The organism is Halorubrum shenae, assembly GCF_051194165.1.
In the GTDB taxonomy this organism is placed as follows: domain Archaea; phylum Halobacteriota; class Halobacteria; order Halobacteriales; family Haloferacaceae; genus Halorubrum.
Window position 1 is genome coordinate 408,588 of record NZ_JBLZNI010000001.1, and the last position, 18,016, is coordinate 426,603.

Here is an 18,016-nt window from a genome sequence, read left to right on the forward strand (position 1 = left end):
ATTCCGCTCACCGACCGCGACGCGCGAGCGCCGCACTAGCACCGATCACCGCGACGAGCGCGACCGCGGGACCGAACCCGGGAACGTCGTCGGCGGGAATCGGGCCGTCGGTCTCGACGACCACCGTCGTCGACGCCTCATCGACCGGACCGACGACGCGCACGGTCACGTTCTCGGAGCCACCGACGCCGAGTGTTTCTCCGTCGTCGCCAACCGCGATCTCGCGTCCGACCGTCGTCTCCTCGCCAGCGTCCAGTCGCACCGGTGCGGTCGCGACCGTCTCCTCGTCGACCCGGAACTCGATCTCCCCGTCAGCAGGGACGCTCGCGTCGTTCCCGACGGTCGCAGTCGCGACGACCGACTCGCCGGCCGACACGCGATCGCGATCGGTCGAGACGCCTCGAACGAGGGGGCGCGCGGCCTCGGAGACGGAGACGGTCAAGCGCTCGCTCCCGATCCGGACTTCGTACTCGCCTGGAGATCCGAAGCGATGCTCGAAGCGCTCGACGGTCTCTTCGTCGGCGGCAAGTGTCCCCGACCGATTCTCGACGGTTTCGCCGTCGACCGAGAGCGACAGGCCGTAGCTTCCGGCTGCGCCGCCCGTGTTGGACGCGACGACCGCCGCTTCGAGCGACTCGCCGACGACGAGCTCGACCGGGTCGCGGGCGACGGTCCGGTTCCGGTACTCGCCGGTCGCCCGGATCCCGTCGTCCGCGAGCCCGTATCCGACCTGCGCCGGAGTCTCGCCGAAGGCCGTCGCGTGGGCGTCTCGGTCCCACATCTCGAGGGTCGTCCGCGTCGTGGTCAGGCGCTCGGCGTCGGCGCGGATGTCGGCCGCCGTCGCGTCGTCGGCGCCCTCTGCGGCCGCTGCCTCGACGGCGTCGAGAATGTCCTCGTTGGTGACCGGCCCGTCGGCCTCGTTCAGCTCGCGGAGGACCGTCGCCAGCGACGCGGCGCCGTCGGTCGCTGTCCGGAGGCGACGGTCGATCTCGCCGGCGACGAGTGCCCCCTTCGTGTAGTCGGTGTTCCCGTCCCACGTGTTCGGGTCCGAAAGCACCGCTGAGGCGTCGGGCTCGCGCTCGCCGCGGGCCAGCGTGCGCTCGAAGTCGTCGAAGTCAGCGGCGCCGCGGTCGAGCGCGAACAGCGCGGCGTAGTGGGTCGCGCTCGCCTCCGTGATCCACCGACCGCTCGCCTCGGTACGGTACGCCTGCCGGGTGTGGACGTACTCGTGGGTCCAGACGTCCGCGGCCGTGCCGGCGGGCTCCTCGTCTCGGACCCAGAGGTCCGCGTCGCCGGTCTGAAGCCCGCGGACACCCCACGACACCTCGCCCGTGGGCGCGGCGAACGCGACCACCTCCTCGCCGCGGGCCCCGACCTGCAGCGCGGTCGAGGCGTCGGCGAAGACCCCGAAGACCTCGTCGGGCGACGCGACGAGATTCGCGGCGTCGGGGACGATCAGCCGGTACCGCTGGCCCGCGGACTCGCGAACGTACTCCTCGTGCGGCCCGAGAAACGCCATCGACTGCGAGGCGACGCCCTCGCCGGGGACGACCGTTCTGCGATCGAGGCGGACCTGGCCCTCGTACTGTCCGGTGTACGACCACGCCGCGGCGACGCGGGGCGTCCGAACGAGCGCCCACTCGCCAGCGTCGACGAAGCGGTAGGTGCCGTCGGTCGCGAGCGGCCCTTGCCCCTCGACCGTGTCGTTCGCGGTGATCGCATACGTGAGCGAGGGCTCGGCGGTCTCGCCGTCCCACTCCCAGACCGACTCGCCGCTCTCGGCGCCGTCGACCCGCGTGAACCCGTCGGCCTCGATATCGGCGTCGTCGCCGCCGGACGCGCTCAACAGCCTCACCTCGAGCTCCGTGACGCGGTCGGGGACCGCCGCCCGCGTCGTGACGCCAACGGTCCCGCGCTCCTGGGTCTGGGTCAGCTCGTTTCGCAGCCGGATCACGTCGGCGTCGTCGCCGGTGGTCTGTGCCGTCGGATCCGCGTCGTCGCTCCCCGAGAAAGACTGGATGGGAGGGTTCGGCTCGCCGGTGGTGACGGGAGCGCCCCCGGCGACCGTCAGCGCGACGAGCAGGAGTGCGACGACCGAGAACGCGACAACGACGGCTCGAACGCCAGCAGGCGACTCGGACCGACTCGTAGGCGATTCGGACCGACTCATATGTGCCGTACCGCGCGCGCCGGGTATAGGGCTGTTCGTGGACGCGTTGACACGACACGGATCGGCGTCACGTCGGGACACCGACGCGACGCCGGACGCTTCGAAAAGTAGGGGGGAGGAGGGAGCGCGTGACAGGTCCCTCCGTGCGACAGATGTCGGTGCGAGAGGTTAGTTATGCGCGCCTTGAAAGTCTCTATTCCTGACACGTTCTTCCGCTCGCGGCTCCGAGCCTCAGATCGCGCGGATCCGCGTCGTCCAGAAGTCGCGGAAGGCGTCGTCGAGCGCCGCCCGCGGCTTCCCGGTCGCGTCGGAGACGTCAGTGATGTCGGCGTGGTTCCGAACCTCGCCGAGTACGCTGCGCTCGCCGACGACTATCTTTCGGTCGATCGGGGAGTCAGCGTCGTCGAGACCCGTCAGCGCCGCGGTTACCTTTTTGAGGTGATCGTCGATCTGGCCATCGCGTCGGCGCTCAAAGCGTCCCTGCGAGAAGCCACCCTTCGAGTGCGTCTCCTTCACGTCGGAGGTGAACCCCTCGAAGTCGACCCGCTCGTCGCCCTCGTAGACGCCGAGCGCGAAGACGTCGGACCGGACGAGTGCGAAGGCGAATCGCCCGGTCGGGCGGAACCACGACTCGTCGAGCTCGAACCGGTCGCTCCACCGATCGAACGGCGCCGGTTCGATCGGGGGTGTTAGGGCCGCGCTTACCGCTCCCGTGTCGTCGGTGACGACGACCGCGGGGGCGGCCCGTCTGACGAGTCGGGTCCGATCGCCGAACCACTCCGCGACGCTCGACGGCACCGCGTCGTCGTCCGGGACGAAGGCGGTGAGGAGCCCCTCGGGGTCGTCGCTCTCGACCGATCGGAAGCGGTCGAGCGCGTCGGTCAGCCGCGGACCGCTGAGGTCGCTGACGCGCCGGAACTCGACGGACTCCTCCTCGCCCCCGGTGCGATCGAGGCGCTCCTCCAGCGACTCGAGGCGGTGTTCGAGTTCGTTGACGCGCTCCTCGGCGCGCTGGCGGTCGGCGACGGCGTCGGACCGGCGTTCCTCCTCGGCCTCGGCGCGGCGTTCGAGGTGGCGCTTCTCCTCCTCCAACTCCTCGATCCGCTCTTTCAGCTCGGCGCGCCCGAGCAGCCTGTCGATCATACCCGAACGGCGACTCCCCGAGACCTAAAAGGTGCGTCTACGGCGGCGACCAGAGCGAAATTGTTTATAAATGACTGCGGTTGGCGCGTGCCTGCGAGAGGGCCATCGGCCCGCGAGCAGCACCGCGCGAGGGAGCCAGCCAGCGCTTATAAGCGCCGACCGACGAGGCTGGGGAGGCGTGAGGCGCGGTATGGTCGCGGGTGGGTGGGACTCAAAGGGGAAGTCGCCGGCGGCTCTGCCGCCGGCTGCCAGAGGCGCGAAGCGCCTCACTGTCACCGGCGCTACGCGCCGGTTTCAAGCGAGAGCTTCGCTCTCGCCCTGCCGCGAGGACGAAGCACGGCGCAGTAAGCACCACAGCGAGCAACGCGAGCGAGGAGCGCAACGAGCCGCGCGAGTCGTCGCGGCTGGGGCTTTGGAGGTGTTCACCGCTGATCCGCCAGCAACTACTTATACGCAAACGGCTAAGGTAGTAGAGAAAACTACCGAGTTAAAAATCGCTTATAACCGATCACCGAAAACGCCGATACCGCAACTCCCAGAGCCAACACCCGCGCACTACGCGTTCACGTACGGCTCCCAGCCCTCCCAGCGCAACAGCGTTTCGGCGCAGTCGGCGTCCGCTAACAACACGTTCCGTCGGTCCGGGAGGGTGTCGTCCGCGAGTACCTGAGGGATCGCGAGCGTGCCGCTCGGTACGTCCTCGTCGCCGCCGACCGGGATGTGGCTGCCGTCGACCTTCATGACGAGGGGCGCATCGAGTCGCTCGACGCCCTCGCCGTCCGCGTACAGCTGCTCGTTGACGTGTTCGTGGTCCGCCCGTTGTATGACGGCCCGATCGCCGTCGTGGGGTTCCACGTACAGTTCCCCCAGGTAGTAGCCGCTTGAGAATCGCTCGAACATTCTATGCGTGATACTGTCTGGCACGGCCATACATAAGTGTTTCTCGGGTGTGACAGCGTGTGAGAGTCAGACGATGCAACCGTCGGCGTCAGTACAGAACCGATCGCCCGTCCGCGGCAGTTCCGCCCCGCTGTCCGGGCTCACTTCCGCCACCCGGCTTCACTTCCGCCGCCGGAGCCTCACTCCGCGTCCGACTGCCGCGCGACCTCGTGGCGGCCGAACCCGTACCGCAGCCGGTTCGCGAGTCGCCGCGAGAAGCGCCCCTCGTTCCGGGAGTCGAACCGCTCCGCGAGCGCCTGATAGATGATCGGCACCGGCACCTCCTGTTCGAGCGCCTCCTGCACCGTCCACGTGCCCGTCGAGCCGCCCGCGACGTGGTCGGCGACGTCGCCCAGATCCGACCCCTCCTCGTGGAACGCCTCCTCGCACAGCTCCAGCAGCCACGACCGGATCACGGCGCCGTTGTTCCAGGTGCGCGCGACGGTCTCCATGTCGAGGTCGTAGCGCCCCTCGGTGAGCAGTTCGAACCCCTCGCCGTACGCCTGCATCAGCGCGTACTCCACGCCGTTGTGGACCATCTTCACGTAGTGGCCCGCGCCCGACTCGCCCATGCGATCGTGGCCGGCGGGGCCGGTCGCGACCGCGTCGAAGACGGGGACGAGCGCCTCGTAGGCCCACGCCGGGCCGCCGACCATGAGCGAGAAGCCTTCCTCGGCGCTGGCGGGACCGCCCGACGTGCCGCAGTCGAGGTACGCGGCGTCCGTCTCCTCGCCGCGCCGGACCGACTCCTGAAACTGCGAGTTCCCGCCGTCGACGACCACGTCGTCGGCGTCGAGATGCGGCTCCAGGTCCGCGAGCGTGGCGTCGACCGCGTCGCCGGCCGGGACCATGAGCCAGATGCGCTTGCCGTTTTCTGCGCCCGACCCGTCGAGCCGATCGCAGAGGTCCGCGACCGAGTCCGCTGGTTCCGCGCCCGCCTCCGCCGCGGTCGCCGTCGCCTCCGCCGAGAGGTCGAACGCGACCACGTCGTGGCCCGCGTCCATCGACCGATTTGCGACGATCTGCCCCATTCGCCCAAGTCCGATAACACCGAGTTCCATGCGCGAGGGGTGGCGACCGGTCGCCGTAGTGGTTCCGGTTCGAACAGCGTTCCCCTGCTGCCCCGAACACCCGCTGACGGGCCGGCCGCACCGACCATCGACGCCGACCACCAAACGACCGTTGCGACGCGCCGCTACTTATAAACCCGAAACATATGAAGGGGCAGCGGGAGGGTTCACCGATTCGTACCCTACGCATGACCAAACTGACGCTGCGGCTCGACTTCCCGAGCGGCTCGTGGCTCGGTGACGCGTCACGGGCACAGCCGAACGCGACGCTTCACGCGATCGACACGATCGCTGCCGGAGAGGGAGCGGTCACCGCGGTCGCCGTCGCCGGCACCGAGCGCGCGGCGACGGTAGCGGCAGTGCGCGAACACGACCGTGTCGAGCGAGTCGACATCGTCGACCGAACCGGCCCGATGACGAGGGTTCGCGTTCTCGCGCCCGCGCCGCCGCCGCACGTCGCGGCCGCGCGTGAGGCCGGGCTCCCGATCGAAGAGTCGGTCGCGGTGACTGACGGGCGCGCAACGCTCGACGTGGTCGGCGAACGCGATCGCCTCACCGCCTTCGGCCGCCGGCTCACGGAGGAGGGAGTCACTGTCGGGATCCGGGCGAGCGACGCCGACGCGGAGCCGACCCTCACCGACGCCCAGCGCGACCTCGTTCTCGCCGCCGTCGCAGCCGGGTACTACGACACCCCGCGGAAGTGCACGCTCACGGAGCTCGCCGAGGCCCGCGACCTCGCGAAGTCGACGTGCAGCGAGACGCTCCACCGCGCCGAGGGACGGGTACTACAGCGGTTCGTGGCGGCCGAATACGACGGCGAGCGCAGCGAGAGGCGCAAAAGTCAGATCGGCGACGATCTCGACCCGGAGCGCGAGAGCGACCCAGTGGAGTCGGTTGGAGTGGCCGCCTCAGAGCCGTGACGAGGCCGGTCAGTTGACCGGTCGATTCACTTAAAAACGAGGTCGAACGGCAGCGAAACTTTCGGTTTCGAGGCCGCTACTCTCCGTCGAGCGCCTGCCACGAGAGCCGCGGGTCCCGCGCGGCGCCCACCTGATCGATCCGACTCGCGGCGGTGCGGTTCGGGGCCGTATCGAGCGCCTCGTCAGAGTCGGCGTACGCGAGGTTGAACGCCTCCGCGAGGTCGTCGAGCGACGACTGCCCCTCGATCTCCGTCGGCTCCGTTAACATCGCCTCGGGGACCATTTCCGGCCACTTCGTCGTCGGCGGATGGACGCCGAAGTCGAGCATGCGCTTCGCCACGTCGGCGGCGTCGCGGTCGCCCGCGGTCGCCGCGAACTCGTGGTGGAAGGGGCCGTACGGCACGTCGAGGTCGATCCGCTCCGCGAGGTAGTTCGCGTTGAGCACCGCCTTCGCGGCCGCATCCGCGAGCCCTTCGTCGCCGAGACGAGCGATGTAGGCGTACGTTTTGACGAGGACGAGCCAGTTGCCTCCGAACCCGTGGACCTTTCCGATCGTGTTGTCGGGCTCGAAGGGCTCGTAGCCGCTCCCTTCGTGCGCCTCCCGGACGCGCGGTGAGGGGAGGAACTCGGCGAGTTCGTCGACGACGCCGACCGGGCCGGCGCCCGGACCGCCGCCGCCGTGTGGGGTCGCGAACGTCTTGTGAACGTTGTAGTGCATCACGTCGAACCCCATGTCGCCGGGGCGGCCGCGACCGAGCAGGGCGTTGAGATTCGCGCCGTCGTAGTAGAGCAGCCCGCCCGCGTCGTGGACGATCTCGGCGATCTCGGTGATGTCGCGCTCGAAGAGGCCGACGGTGTTCGGGTTGGTCAACATGAGCGCGGCGGTGTCGTCGCCGACGGCCGCCTCCAGCGCCTCGACGTCGACCCGTCCGTCGTCGCCGGAGGGGAGTTCGACCACGTCGTAGCCCGCCATCGCGGCGGTCGCGAAGTTCGTCCCGTGTGCGGAGGCGGGGATCACGACCTCGGACCGGTCGTTGCCGTGGTGTTCATGGTACGCCTTCGCGACCGCGATGCCGGTGAACTCGCCGGCGGCGCCCGCGGGCGGCTGGAGCGTGACGGCGTCCATCCCGCCGATCTTGCCGAGGTACTCTTGAAGCCGGTACTGCAGTTCGAGGTTCCCTTGTGCGGCCCGCGCCGAGCGGTCCGGGTGGATCGCCGCGTTCGGGTCGGCGGCCACGTCCTCGGTGAACTTCGGGTTGTACTTCATCGTACAGCTCCCGAGCGGGTACGGCCCCGAGTCGATCGCCCAGTTCATCTGCGAGAGTCGGGTGTAGTGGCGGGCGATCTCCGGCTCGGAGGGCGCCGGCAGCGTGAGCTCCTCGCGCGTCAGCTCGTCGGGCAGCGGCGACGCCTCACGCACGTCGACGGTCGTCTCGTCTTTCTCCGAGAGCAGCGGCTCGTGAACGTCCTCGCCCTCGCGGGCGTAGTCGGCCTGATCGTGGATCACTCAGATCACCTCCTCGAAGGCGGCGACGAGCCCGTCGGTTCGCTCCGCGTTCAGGTCGGTGACGCACACCTGGAGCAGGTGTTCGTCGATCGCGTGGACCGCGAACCCCTCCGTCTCTAAATCACCGGCGATGGCCGCCGCGGGCTGGTCGACGCGCACGACGAACTCCCGGACGTGGTGTCGGTCGTGGACCGGCGCGGCCGCCCCCTTCACCTCCGCGATCCGGTCGGCGAGCGCCGCCGCCTCCCTGACGCAGTCGTTCGCGAGTTTGACGAGCCCGTCGGGGCCGAGCGTCGCCGCGTGGATCGCCGCGCGGAGCGCGACCCACGCCTGGTTCGTGCAGATGTTCGAGGTCGCTCGCTCCTTCCGGATGTGCTGTTCGCGCGTCTGGAGCGTGAGCGTGAACGCGCGGTCGCCCGCGGCGTCCTCCCCGGCCCCGACGAGCCGCCCCGGCACCTGCCGGAGGAACTCGTCGCTACAGGCGAAGAGGCCGAGGCCCATCCCGTAGGCGGTGGGCAGCCCGAGCGCGCCCGCCTCGCCGACGACCACGTCGGCGCCGACGCTCGCGGGCTCTTGGAGCACCGACAGCGAGACCGGATCCGATCCGAGCGTGAACAGCGCGTCGGCGTCGGCCGCGAGGTCACCGATGTCGGCGAGTCGCTCCTCGATACAGCCGCGAACGGTGGGATTCTCGGCGTACACCATGACGACGTCGTCACTGACGCGGTCTGAGAGCGCGTCGACGTCGGCGTTCCCGTCGGCCATCGGGTACGACTCGACGGTCAGGTCGGCGCCCGCACAGTAGTTTTCCAGCACCGCGCGCTTCCCCCCGCGGAGGTGTTCGGGGACGAGGACCACGTCACCTGAGGTCGATCGGACCCGGTCGGCGAGCGTCGCCGCCTCGCCGAGCGCGGTGGCCGCGTCGTACATCGAGCAGTTCGCGACCGGGAGCCCCGTCAGCTCCACGAGCATCGACTGGTACTCGAAGAGCGCCTGCAGGAACCCCTGTGACACCTCCGGCTGGTACTGGGTGTAGCTCGTGAGGAACTCCGCGCGGTCCGCGAGGTGGTCGACGACGCTCGGCACGTAGTGGCCGTAGTGTCCCCGACCGAGGAACTCGACGAGGTCGTCGTTGCGCGCGAAGATCCGCGAACACTCCCCGCGGATCTCTCGCTCCGAGCGCGGCTCGATGCCGAAATCGCCGTTGAACGCGACGGCGTCCGGGATGTCGAACAGCGCCTCCTCGTCGTCGACGCCGATCGCCGAGAGCATCGCCGCGGTCTCGGCGTCGGTGTGAGGTGCGTACGGCGTGCCGCCGGTTCCGCTCATCGGATCGCTCCCGCGAGTCTGTCGTCGCTCTGTCGTCCGGTTCCAAGTCGTCGGTCGAAGGGTGGCGTGGTCATGGTCAGATATCCACTGGTGGTTCCCGCTGTGGGACCCGGTCGCTACGCGATCTGGTCGTCGTACTCGTCGGCGCCGAGGAGCCCCTCGGCGTCGCCGCCCTCGACGGGGGCCACTTCGAGCAGCCACCCGTCCCCGTACGGGTCCTCGTTGACGAGTTCCGGCCGGTCGAACAGCGCCTCGTTGACGGCGACGACCTCGCCGGACACCGGCGCGTAGAGGTCAGAGACGGCCTTGATCGACTCGACGACGCCGAACGCCTCGCCGCCGGCGACCTCGTCGCCGACCTCGGGCAGCTCGACGAACACCACGTCACCCAGCTCGTCCTGTGCGAAGTCGGAGACGCCGATCCGAACGGTGTCGCCGCCGGTCGTCGCCCACTCGTGCGATTCCAGATACCGCCTGTCGTCGGGTACTTCGAAGCTCATTGGTCAGGTTTCGTCGCGGTCCGCCTCCGGACCCGGCACGGAAGCGCGCCACCAGCGTGGAATCCGACCAGTCGGTCGGCTACGGCCGGAATCCGGGGTCGAAACGCGGTCCGCGACACGCGTATGCCACCCTTCTGACGACGAGGAAATAAAAGGTATGTTCGCGGCGGTCCTGAGGTCAGTTCAGGTCCACCGGTCAAGCCCGGTCTGGACCTGTGACTCCGCGATGCGCTCGAACCCGCGCGCCACCTCGTCGGCGGCGACGCCCCACTCGTCGACGACGTACTCGCGGGCGGCATCCACGTCGGGGTTCACCGCGGTATCTACGTCCACGTCCGTCGCCGGCGGGTCCATGAACAGCTCGCGAATCGCCTCTGCGTTCGGCATCTCGACGCCGCGCGCGTCGAGGACGCCCCACAGGTCGCCGTGCTCCCGCACCGCCTTCACCGCCGTCTTCGGACCGATCCCGCGAACGCCCTCGTTGAAGTCGGTCCCGCAGAGCATCGCGGCGTCGACGAGGCCCTGCCGGTCGAAGCCGAGGTCGTCGAGCGTCGCCGCGAGGTCCATCAGCTCCGGGTCGCCCTTGCTCGTGAGCTGACGGAGCGTCGTGGGTGCGCCGAACAGCAGCGTGTCGTAGTCCTCGCTGCCGGCGTGGTCGACGGTCCCCGTCGCCGCCATCCGCGCGCACTGCGCTTCTCCTTCCGCCGGCGCCTCGACAATCGGCACGTCGAGCAGCCGGAGCAGCTCGCGGGTCGTCTCCTGAATCGTGTCAGTGAGCCGCTGCGTCCGAGCCTCCAGCCGCGCGGCCTCGACCGCGTCGCCGCGCTCCGCGGCGGCAGCCCGACGCTCTTCGGCCTGCTCGCGCTTCTCGCGGCGGTCGGCGACCTCGTCGGCCTTTAAATCGGTCACCGCCCCGTCGAACACCATCACGGGGATCAGGTCGTGCTCGAAGAACTTCGGGAGCCCCTGGACGACCCCGATCAGGTTGGCGACCTCGACGCCGTCGGCGGTGGTGTACGTCTCGTCTGCGGTCCACTTCACCGTCGCCGTGAGGTACCGGTACAGCCAGTTGTGCGCGTCGACGGCGACGACGCTTCCCTCGATCTCCGTGAAGGCAACGTCGCGGATCGCCGCGAGGTCGCGCAGGTCCGCGTTTCCCATCATCGATCGGTCGTCGTCGCGGCTCTTAAAGGGTCGATTCGCGGTGTCGGCTCGCCGACCGGCGGACACGGCTTTCGCGGGCCACCGGATACGCCCCCGCCTGCCGGCTTGTGGAGCGTTTATGTGTCTGAACCGACTACCGATCGGCACTGAATGGTCTCGCCGTTCGATGTGTTGGGTGTCGACGAGGACGCCGACGAGGCGACCATCGAGCGTGCCTACCGCGACCGCGTGAAGAGGGCCCATCCGGACCAGGGCGGGACCCTCGAGGAGTTCCAGCTCGTCAGGCGCGCCTACCGCGAACTCGACGAGCGAGACCGAAACGGCGGTGGCGACGAGACGGATCCCGCCGATATCGACCTCACTGACGACGACGGCGAGGCCGACGCGGTGCAGCCGGTTCGCGTCGAGTTTCTCGACTACGAAGCGATCGACGACTACGGCTGGTCGCTTGACGACGAGGACCTGTTCCGGAAGGCGTCGCACGCCGACCTCGACGAGGCGGCGCACGGCCGACTGCTGGTCAAACCGGACGAGAGCCTGCTCGAAGCGGCCGAGAACCGCGGGTTCGGTTGGCCCTTCTCCTGTCGCGGCGGCGCGTGCGCGAACTGCGCCGTCTTCCTCGTGGACGGAGAGCTCTCGCAGCCGACCGACCACATCATGCCCGACGATCTGGCAGAGCGGGGGTTCCGGCTCTCCTGTAGCGGCTACCCGGTAAGCGACGAGCTCAAGGTCGTGTTCAACGTCAAGCAGCTGGCCGAACTCGACGATCTCATTCTTCCGCCGGGACCGTTCACTCGGCGATGACTTCCGGGGAAGGCCTCGGATCGCGGAGCCTCCTCAGAACGACTCGGCGAGGGCCGCGACGACCGCGTCCTCGACCGCGTCGCGCTCCCCGGAGAGGAACTCGATTTTCCCCTCGCGGAGGCCGGCGGTGGCGACGTCGGCGTTCGGCGCCAGTTCGGCCGCGCGCTCGGCCACGTCACGGACAGAGACGTCCGCGGTGGTCCGAACGTACAGCTCGTCCATCCCGATGCCGACCGTCGCGTACGCCTCGCCGTTGGCGTTCCGTCGGTGGAGGTCGTCGAGCAGGAGCGGCGTCGGCGGGAAGTCGTAGCGGTGGGTGTAGCCGTCGGTGTCGAGGACGGCGAACTCGACTCCGTCGACCGCCTCTGTGATGGTGTTCTCCGTCGCCGTCTGAACCTCCGTCTCCAGCTTCTCGCGGAACTGCTCGGAGACGTGGGCCGCGAGGTTGCCGCCGTCCTCGAAGAGGAGGTCGGCGACGAGTTCCCGTTTGTCCTGGTACGACTGGTAGTACGCCTCTAAGGCGACCGCTTCGCGGAGCTCCGCGACGCGCTCGGCGTCGTAGCCCGCGTCGCGAGCGAGTTCGACGTAGCGGTCGGGGGTCTCCGCCCAGTAGCTCACCGCCGGTAGGTGACGGAGGTCCTCGCGGACCTCGTCGTTGACTGCCGAGGCCAGCGAGGCGACGAGCGCGCCCGTCGAGAGGTCGGCGTCGACGCCGTCGATCTGCGGCGAGACGAGGGTGTCGACCGCGTCGCGCGTCTCGGGGTCGGCGACCTCAGCGTCGACGACGACCGCGTCGACGCCGTAGACGGACAGCAGGTCGATTCCGTCGGCCGACTCGGTCGTCGAGCCGGTGCCGACCAGCAGGAACAGCGGGAGCTGCTCGTCGTGGCGGTCGCGGTCCTGCAGCATGCGGGTCGCGTCGTTCGTCGCCGCGTCCATCCCGTACACCGGGTCGTCGAGCGGGCGGCGGGTGAAGTAGTGGTACTCCGCGTCGCTTTTCGCGTGCTCCTCGCGGATCAGCGGGAGGACCGCGCGCTCGACCGCGGCGCCGGCGACGTAGCCGTCGGCGGTGGCCGGGTGGCGCACGACGATCGGGCGCGATTCGAGGACCGCGCGGCGGATCGCCTCCGCGGCGTCGAGGAGCCCGTCAGCGAGCTCAGCGACGGTCTCGTCGCCCGCGAGCGGCTGGAGTCCGTCCGGGCGAGCCTCTGCGGTGAGCGCCTCGGCGAGCCGGCGGCGGACGGCCTCGGCTTCCTCGCCTTCCAAGAGGACGAGCGCCTCGGCCTCGACCTGCACGTCGCCCCGGTGGCTTTCGACTTCGCCGTCGATCCGCACCGTGTCGCCGACCTCGACGTCCGGGTACGCGCGAACGCCCGGTTTGACGAACGCGGCCACGTCGACGACGCCGGTCTCGTCGCGAACTTCGAAGACGGTCGGCCCGCCGGTCTGCCGGACGCTCACGACCTCGCCGTCGATCCGCGCTGCGTTGCCGACGGCGTCCGCGAGAGTGCCGATATCGATTCGTTCGCGGGCGTCTTCGAGGTCGTCTTCGTCGTCTTCGGCGGTCGCGTCGGCGTCGGCTTCCTCTGCCTCTGCGACGTCCTCGGTTCCGTCGACTTCTTCGTCTCCATCGGATTCGGAGACGTCGTCGTCATCAGCCTCAGCCTCTGGCTTACCGTCGACTTCGTGTATCTCGTCCGGCTCGTCCGGTTCCTCGGTCTCGCTCGGCTCGTCGACCGCGGCAATCTTGTCCACTCCGACCGATTCGCCGTCGCTTGTGTCCGCCGGCTCGTGGTCGCTCTCGTCCGCTGCGACCGGTTCCGCGTCGGTCCCCGCGTCCGGCTCCTCGTCTTCTTCGTCGCCGTCTTCCTCGGGGAGATGTTCGGCGTCGCCGTCTTGCACGAGTACGCCGCGGAACTCGCGGTCGGCCTGCCGGATCGACCACGCGAGGTCGATGTTCCCGTTGTCGCGAACGCCTTTCACCTGCACGAACACGTCGTCGCCCGGCTCCCAGTCGAGGGTGTCGAGTCGACGGTCGAGCTCAGAGCGGTGAAGGAGTCCGGTCACGCCCGGCGCGAGATCGACGAACACGCCGAATTCGGCGTAGCCGTCGACGACACCGCGATAGAAGCGGCTCGGAACGATCTGATCCGGGGAGTTGCCTCGGAAGTCGAACACGACGTCCTCCTGGTGCGGATCGCAGATGCGACCGCCGCCGTCAACGTCGACGCCACAAATGATACAGGATCCCATTTGAATACACCGAGAGCCTCGGGCCTAAAACGGTTGTCGAAACCCTCCCGGGAGTGAACGGCCGGATCTACCCTCGGCGTGGTCGGGTTCGGTGCCCGATCGCAGCCTCACCCGATCAGCGTTCGGACCGCGGCGACGGTACGGTAGCCGACGCCGTATCCGAGGAGCGCAGGTGGGATGCCGGCGAGTAGCGTGCGAGCCGGGGTCGTCCCGTGAACGGTGCGGAATCCGATTAACAGGAGCACCGCCGCATAGGCCCCACAGACGACCCGCAGCTCGGGGATCGGCGGGCCGGCCAGCGCCATCGGCGAGCTGGCGTACGCGACCACCTGTACCGTCTCGCTCACGCCGCCCCGATCGCGCAACGCGAGACCGCCGTCGAGTTCGACGCTGGCGAGGATCACCGACACCGTCGCGACCGCGGCGGTCAGGTGGAGCCCGACGGGCGCGAGCAACACGACGACGAGGAGGAACAGAATGGTCGCGGAGACGGGCACGGACACGACGATTCCGGGGACGACTCCCGGGTCAGAGACGATCCATCCGAGCGTGTAGACGGCGGCGACGGCGACGGCGAACGTCAGCGCCGGAGCCTGATCGCCGGGTGCCACGCCGTTCGCGAAGAGGCGACGCGGCCGGACAAGCACCTCGAACCACGCCCGAGCGAGCGCGCGCGGCCCACGTGCCCGGCCCCCCTTCGGCTCTTCGAACCACGATGTCACGGTCGCCTTTCGGGCGGGTGGAATAACGGCGTTCCGGTTCGCGTCGGGAACGCTCACAGTCGGGCCCCGCCGGTCGTGTAAACCCTCGGTTCCGTTATCTCGTCTGATAGCCGGCGCGTAAAGGCTTATACCGCGCTTCTTCGAGTTTTGGATGAATGAGTGCGTTCCGGAACGACGAACGGGGATTCACCCCGCTAGCCGGCTCGGGGATGCTCGTCGGCATCGTCGTGGTGCTCTTAGCACTGGTCGGCGCCGCGGTCTTCGGGATGATCGACGGGGTCGCGCCGCCGGACGCGGAGTTCCAAATCGAGAAAAACGGGAGCGATGTGGTGGTCGTCGCTATCGGCCCCGAACCGGTGGCGGCCGAAGAGCTACACGTTCGCGGTGAGGACCCGGACGAGGCGGTCGAGTTCGGCGCGTGGCCCGGTGGCGGGGTCGTCCAACCGGGCGATCGGGTGACCGTTCCCAACGCCACCGGCAACGAGGACATCGAGATCGTCTGGGAGCCCGTCGCCTTCGACACCCACGAGACGCTCGGGACGTACAGCGGCGAGGACTCGGCGATCGAAGGCAGCGCCGGACGGGACCCGCTGGGCGCGACCGGTATTTAAAATCCCAATCGGGGGCTACGCCGCCGCCACCCCTACTCGACTGACACCCACTCGCCGCGCTCGTCGGCACGGGCGATCGCGTCGAGGAGCGTCTGGACCTTGTATCCCTGTTCGAACGACGGCTCGAACGCGTCGCCCGCAGCGACCGCGGAGAGGAACTCATAATTTTCGTGGACGAACGTGTGTTCCCACCCGATCACGTGACCCGGCGGCCACCAGTGGTCGACGTACGGGTCGGTCTCGTCGGTGACGAGCACGGTCTGGTACCCGCGATCTCCCTCGCGGAGCACCTCCAGTTCGTTGAGCCGCTCTAAGGAGAACGTCAGGCTCCCCTTCGAGCCGTGTACCTCGATCGTGTGATCGTTTTTGTGGCCCTCCGCGAAGCGGGTCGCCTCGAAGGTTCCCATCGCCCCCGACTCGTAGGCGACCTGCGCGGAGTAGGCGTCGTCGACGGTCACGTCGCGATACTCGTCGATGTCGCCCGCCCCGTCGTAGACCGGCCGCTCGTCGACGAACGTCTGCAGGTGGCCGGAGATCCGGTCCACCCCGCCGACCGCGTCGCCGACGAGGAAGTCGGCGAGGTCGAGCGTGTGCGCGCCGAGGTCGCCGAGCGCGCCGGAGCCCGCCATGTCGGCGTCCATCCGCCACGCCCACGGCGCCTCGGGGTTGACGAGCCAGTCTTGGAGGTACCGTCCGCGGATCTGTCGGATCTCGCCCAGTTCACCGTCCTCGATCAGCCCCTTCGCGTAGCGGATCGCGGGGACGAACCGGTAGTTGAACGCGGTGCCCGCGGGCACCTCCGCCTCCGCGGCGGCGTCGCGCATCGCTCCGGCCTCGTCGAGGGTCGGCGCGAGGGGCTTCTCACAGAGGACCGGAACACCCGCCTCGAGGGCTGCGATCGACGGCTCCGCGTGGACGTGGTTCGGCCCGAGGTTGTAGAAGACGTCCACCTCGTCGATGGTCTCCTCCCAGTCGGACGCGGTGTGTGTAAACCCGAACCGATCCGCGGCGTCCGCGAGCGCCTTCTCGTCGCGCCCGACGAGCGTGTGGCGCTCGACCTCGGGCGCGTCCGGGAAGAACATCGGGAGCCGCGCGAGCGCGTTCGAGTGCGCCTTGCCCATGAATCGATACCCCAGCACGCCGATGTTGAGTGGGTCCTGTGTCATTGGTTTGCCCTCCGCTTACTCTGCCCAGTAGGCGTCTCCCGGCCGCGTCTCGAAGACGGCGCGGTCGAGCACGTCGACCGCCTTCTCTAACCCCTCCCGCGCGGAGGTGAGCGAGTCCTCGTGTTCGATCGACAGCGCGCCCTCGTAGCCGACCATTCGGAGCGTCGAGACCACGTCTTTCCAGTGACCCTCGTCGTGGCCGTAGCCGATCGACCGAAACAGCCACGAGCGGTCGGCCTCGTCGGTGTAGCTCGTCGTGTCGAGCACGCCCTTCACGCGGGCGTTCGCGTCGTACACCTTGGTGTCCTTGGCGTGGACGTGGTGGATCGCGTCGTGGTCGCCTAAAAAGCGGATCGCCTCGGTCACGTCGATCCCCTGCCAGTAGAGGTGTGAAGGATCGAAGTTGGCGCCGACCCGCTCGTTCGTCGCCTCCCGCAGCGCGAGCATCCCGGTCGGCTCGTACACGAGCATGTTCGGGTGCATCTCGATGGCGACGTCGACGCCGTGCTGCTCGGCGTGTTTCGCCAGGTCCTGCCAGTACGGGACCGCGACCTCGTCCCACTGGTAGTCGAGCGCGTCGGCGTGTTCACTCGGCCACGGTGCCGTGACCCAATTCGGCGTCGAGTCGCCGGGCGCTCCCGCCGGAAGGCCGGAGAAGCAGGTCACCGTGCCGACGTCGAGCTGGTCGGCCAGTGCGATCGCTTCGCGGAGCTCTCGGTCGGCCTCGGCGGCCTGCTCCTCGTCCGGATGCAGGGGGTTGTTGTGGGTCGCAAGCGCGGAGATCCGGAGACCGTGTTCGTCGAGCAGCTCATCAAGCGCCGCCTGTGCGGCGTCGTCGCCGAGGAGCGCCTCGCGGTCAACGTGGTCCTCGCCGGGCCACCCGCCGACGCCGAGCTCAACCGCGTCGACGCCGAGTTCGTCGAGGTACGCGAGGGCGCCGTCGACCGGTTCGTCGCCTACGGGAACTGTTAGCGCACCGATATCCATGTCGGGAACTCCTCGGAGGGCCAAATTAAAGCTTCAGGAAACTGTCGAGATACTGTCCGAAGTTTTATGACTGTCTTTGTGAATGACATATCTATGCGATTCGGGACTGCGTTCAAGAAGGCGCTGAAGTACCACGCGGTAGCATCTCTCCCGACGTTTATCGGCGGCGCGATCGTGGCCGTCGCGCTGTGGATCGGGCTTATCGAACCGGCAGTGGCGTCAGTTGGAGGGGCGACGGGTGGACCGCAGCAACTGCTTCAGGCGGTGATCGCGGCGCCGATGAATATTCCGCTCCTCGCCGGCGGCGTCGTCGGAGGGCTCGTCGTCCGGCGCGTCGGTCGCACGACACTACTCTTCCGCATCCACGGAACCGGCGTCATCAACACCGTGGAGCGCGAGGTGGTTCCTGACCAGACCCCCGCGGAGCGGTCCGCTTCTGACGAGCAGTCGGGAGAGACCGGTTCAGCCGGGGGATCGTCCACGACGGCGACATCGGCCGATGAGACTACCCCGAGCACACCCACCGCTGACGGCGGCCGAGGCGTCGAAGCGGACGAGAAGGGGGTTGCGGACGGGAGCGAAGGGGCCGACGACGGGAGCGAAGGGGCCGACGACGAAGGGACCGCAGCAAGTTCCGTCGAGAGCGGACCGCGTACAGAACGCTGAGTCGAACGGCGACGCGCCGGGGTTGCCCCGAGTGTGGGAGTCGCTTGTCGCTCTCCGCGACCGCC

General features: G+C 68.9%; 16 protein-coding genes. 4 read left to right on the forward strand and 12 right to left on the reverse strand.

Features of this window, described 5'->3' with window-relative positions:
* Nucleotides 1-7 precede the first annotated feature (7 nt).
* The 4 genes from ACNS88_RS02190 to ACNS88_RS02205 form a co-directional block, all read right to left on the reverse strand.
* Nucleotides 8-2,170, reverse strand: a complete 2,163-nt coding sequence (locus ACNS88_RS02190) for a hypothetical protein (protein WP_435093475.1) — start codon at nt 2,168-2,170, stop codon at nt 8-10.
* Nucleotides 2,171-2,401: 231 nt separating this feature from the next.
* A complete protein-coding gene (locus ACNS88_RS02195) occupies nt 2,402-3,313 on the reverse strand; it encodes a Vms1/Ankzf1 family peptidyl-tRNA hydrolase (RefSeq protein ID WP_435093477.1) in 912 nt (303 codons plus the stop codon).
* A 555-nt stretch (nt 3,314-3,868) separates the two neighbouring features.
* Complete coding sequence (locus ACNS88_RS02200; protein WP_435093479.1) at nt 3,869-4,213, reverse strand: DUF5802 family protein; 345 nt, start codon at nt 4,211-4,213, stop codon at nt 3,869-3,871.
* A 179-nt stretch (nt 4,214-4,392) separates the two neighbouring features.
* Nucleotides 4,393-5,424 carry a decarboxylating 6-phosphogluconate dehydrogenase gene (locus ACNS88_RS02205; RefSeq protein WP_435093481.1) on the reverse strand — a complete coding sequence of 344 codons (1,032 nt, stop codon included), beginning with the start codon at nt 5,422-5,424 and terminating at the stop codon, nt 4,393-4,395.
* Between the two features lie 86 nt (nt 5,425-5,510).
* On the opposite strand from ACNS88_RS02205, the gene ACNS88_RS02210 reads away from it, so the two are divergent.
* The gene (locus tag ACNS88_RS02210; protein ID WP_435093483.1) at nt 5,511-6,242 is read left to right on the forward strand and encodes a helix-turn-helix domain-containing protein; all 732 of its coding nucleotides are present in this window, start codon (nt 5,511-5,513) and stop codon (nt 6,240-6,242) included.
* A 76-nt stretch (nt 6,243-6,318) separates the two neighbouring features.
* Here ACNS88_RS02210 and gcvPB read toward each other — a convergent pair whose 3' ends face one another.
* From gcvPB to fen, 4 genes are all read right to left on the reverse strand, one after another.
* Entirely contained in the window at nt 6,319-7,749 is a 1,431-nt protein-coding gene (gene gcvPB, locus ACNS88_RS02215) for an aminomethyl-transferring glycine dehydrogenase subunit GcvPB (protein WP_435093485.1), read from the reverse strand.
* Nucleotides 7,750-9,078 carry an aminomethyl-transferring glycine dehydrogenase subunit GcvPA gene (gcvPA, locus tag ACNS88_RS02220; RefSeq protein WP_435093487.1) on the reverse strand — a complete coding sequence of 443 codons (1,329 nt, stop codon included), beginning with the start codon at nt 9,076-9,078 and terminating at the stop codon, nt 7,750-7,752.
* A 116-nt stretch (nt 9,079-9,194) separates the two neighbouring features.
* Nucleotides 9,195-9,578, reverse strand: coding sequence for a glycine cleavage system protein GcvH (gcvH, locus tag ACNS88_RS02225; protein ID WP_435093489.1), 384 nt, complete (start codon nt 9,576-9,578; stop codon nt 9,195-9,197).
* A 183-nt stretch (nt 9,579-9,761) separates the two neighbouring features.
* Nucleotides 9,762-10,739, reverse strand: coding sequence for a flap endonuclease-1 (gene fen / locus ACNS88_RS02230; RefSeq protein WP_435093491.1), 978 nt, complete (start codon nt 10,737-10,739; stop codon nt 9,762-9,764).
* A gap of 153 nt (nt 10,740-10,892) precedes the next feature.
* Between fen and fer the strand changes: the two genes are divergently transcribed.
* Nucleotides 10,893-11,546, forward strand: coding sequence for a ferredoxin Fer (gene fer / locus ACNS88_RS02235; RefSeq protein ID WP_435093493.1), 654 nt, complete (start codon nt 10,893-10,895; stop codon nt 11,544-11,546).
* Between the two features lie 33 nt (nt 11,547-11,579).
* On the opposite strand, the gene ACNS88_RS02240 is transcribed toward fer, so the two are convergent.
* Together ACNS88_RS02240 and ACNS88_RS02245 are read right to left on the reverse strand one after the other, a co-directional pair.
* Nucleotides 11,580-13,799: a DHH family phosphoesterase gene (locus tag ACNS88_RS02240; protein WP_435093494.1), complete on the reverse strand. Its 2,220-nt coding sequence runs from the start codon at nt 13,797-13,799 to the stop codon at nt 11,580-11,582.
* 107 nt (nt 13,800-13,906) lie between these two features.
* A complete protein-coding gene (locus tag ACNS88_RS02245) occupies nt 13,907-14,521 on the reverse strand; it encodes a YIP1 family protein (protein WP_435093645.1) in 615 nt (204 codons plus the stop codon).
* Nucleotides 14,522-14,676: 155 nt separating this feature from the next.
* Between ACNS88_RS02245 and ACNS88_RS02250 the strand changes: the two genes are divergently transcribed.
* Nucleotides 14,677-15,132, forward strand: a complete 456-nt coding sequence (locus tag ACNS88_RS02250) for a type IV pilin domain-containing protein (protein WP_435093496.1) — start codon at nt 14,677-14,679, stop codon at nt 15,130-15,132.
* Between the two features lie 32 nt (nt 15,133-15,164).
* Here the strand turns inward: ACNS88_RS02250 and ACNS88_RS02255 are convergent, their stop codons facing one another.
* Nucleotides 15,165-16,298, reverse strand: a complete 1,134-nt coding sequence (locus tag ACNS88_RS02255) for a Gfo/Idh/MocA family protein (RefSeq protein ID WP_435093498.1) — start codon at nt 16,296-16,298, stop codon at nt 15,165-15,167.
* 15 nt (nt 16,299-16,313) lie between these two features.
* Nucleotides 16,314-17,285 carry a sugar phosphate isomerase/epimerase family protein gene (locus tag ACNS88_RS02260; protein WP_435093500.1) on the reverse strand — a complete coding sequence of 324 codons (972 nt, stop codon included), beginning with the start codon at nt 17,283-17,285 and terminating at the stop codon, nt 16,314-16,316.
* A gap of 93 nt (nt 17,286-17,378) precedes the next feature.
* Here ACNS88_RS02260 and ACNS88_RS02265 point away from each other — a divergent pair, with 93 nt between their 5' ends.
* Nucleotides 17,379-17,951 (forward strand): hypothetical protein, encoded by a 573-nt coding sequence (locus ACNS88_RS02265; RefSeq protein ID WP_435093502.1) that lies wholly within the window; start codon nt 17,379-17,381, stop codon nt 17,949-17,951.
* Nucleotides 17,952-18,016 lie beyond the last annotated feature (65 nt).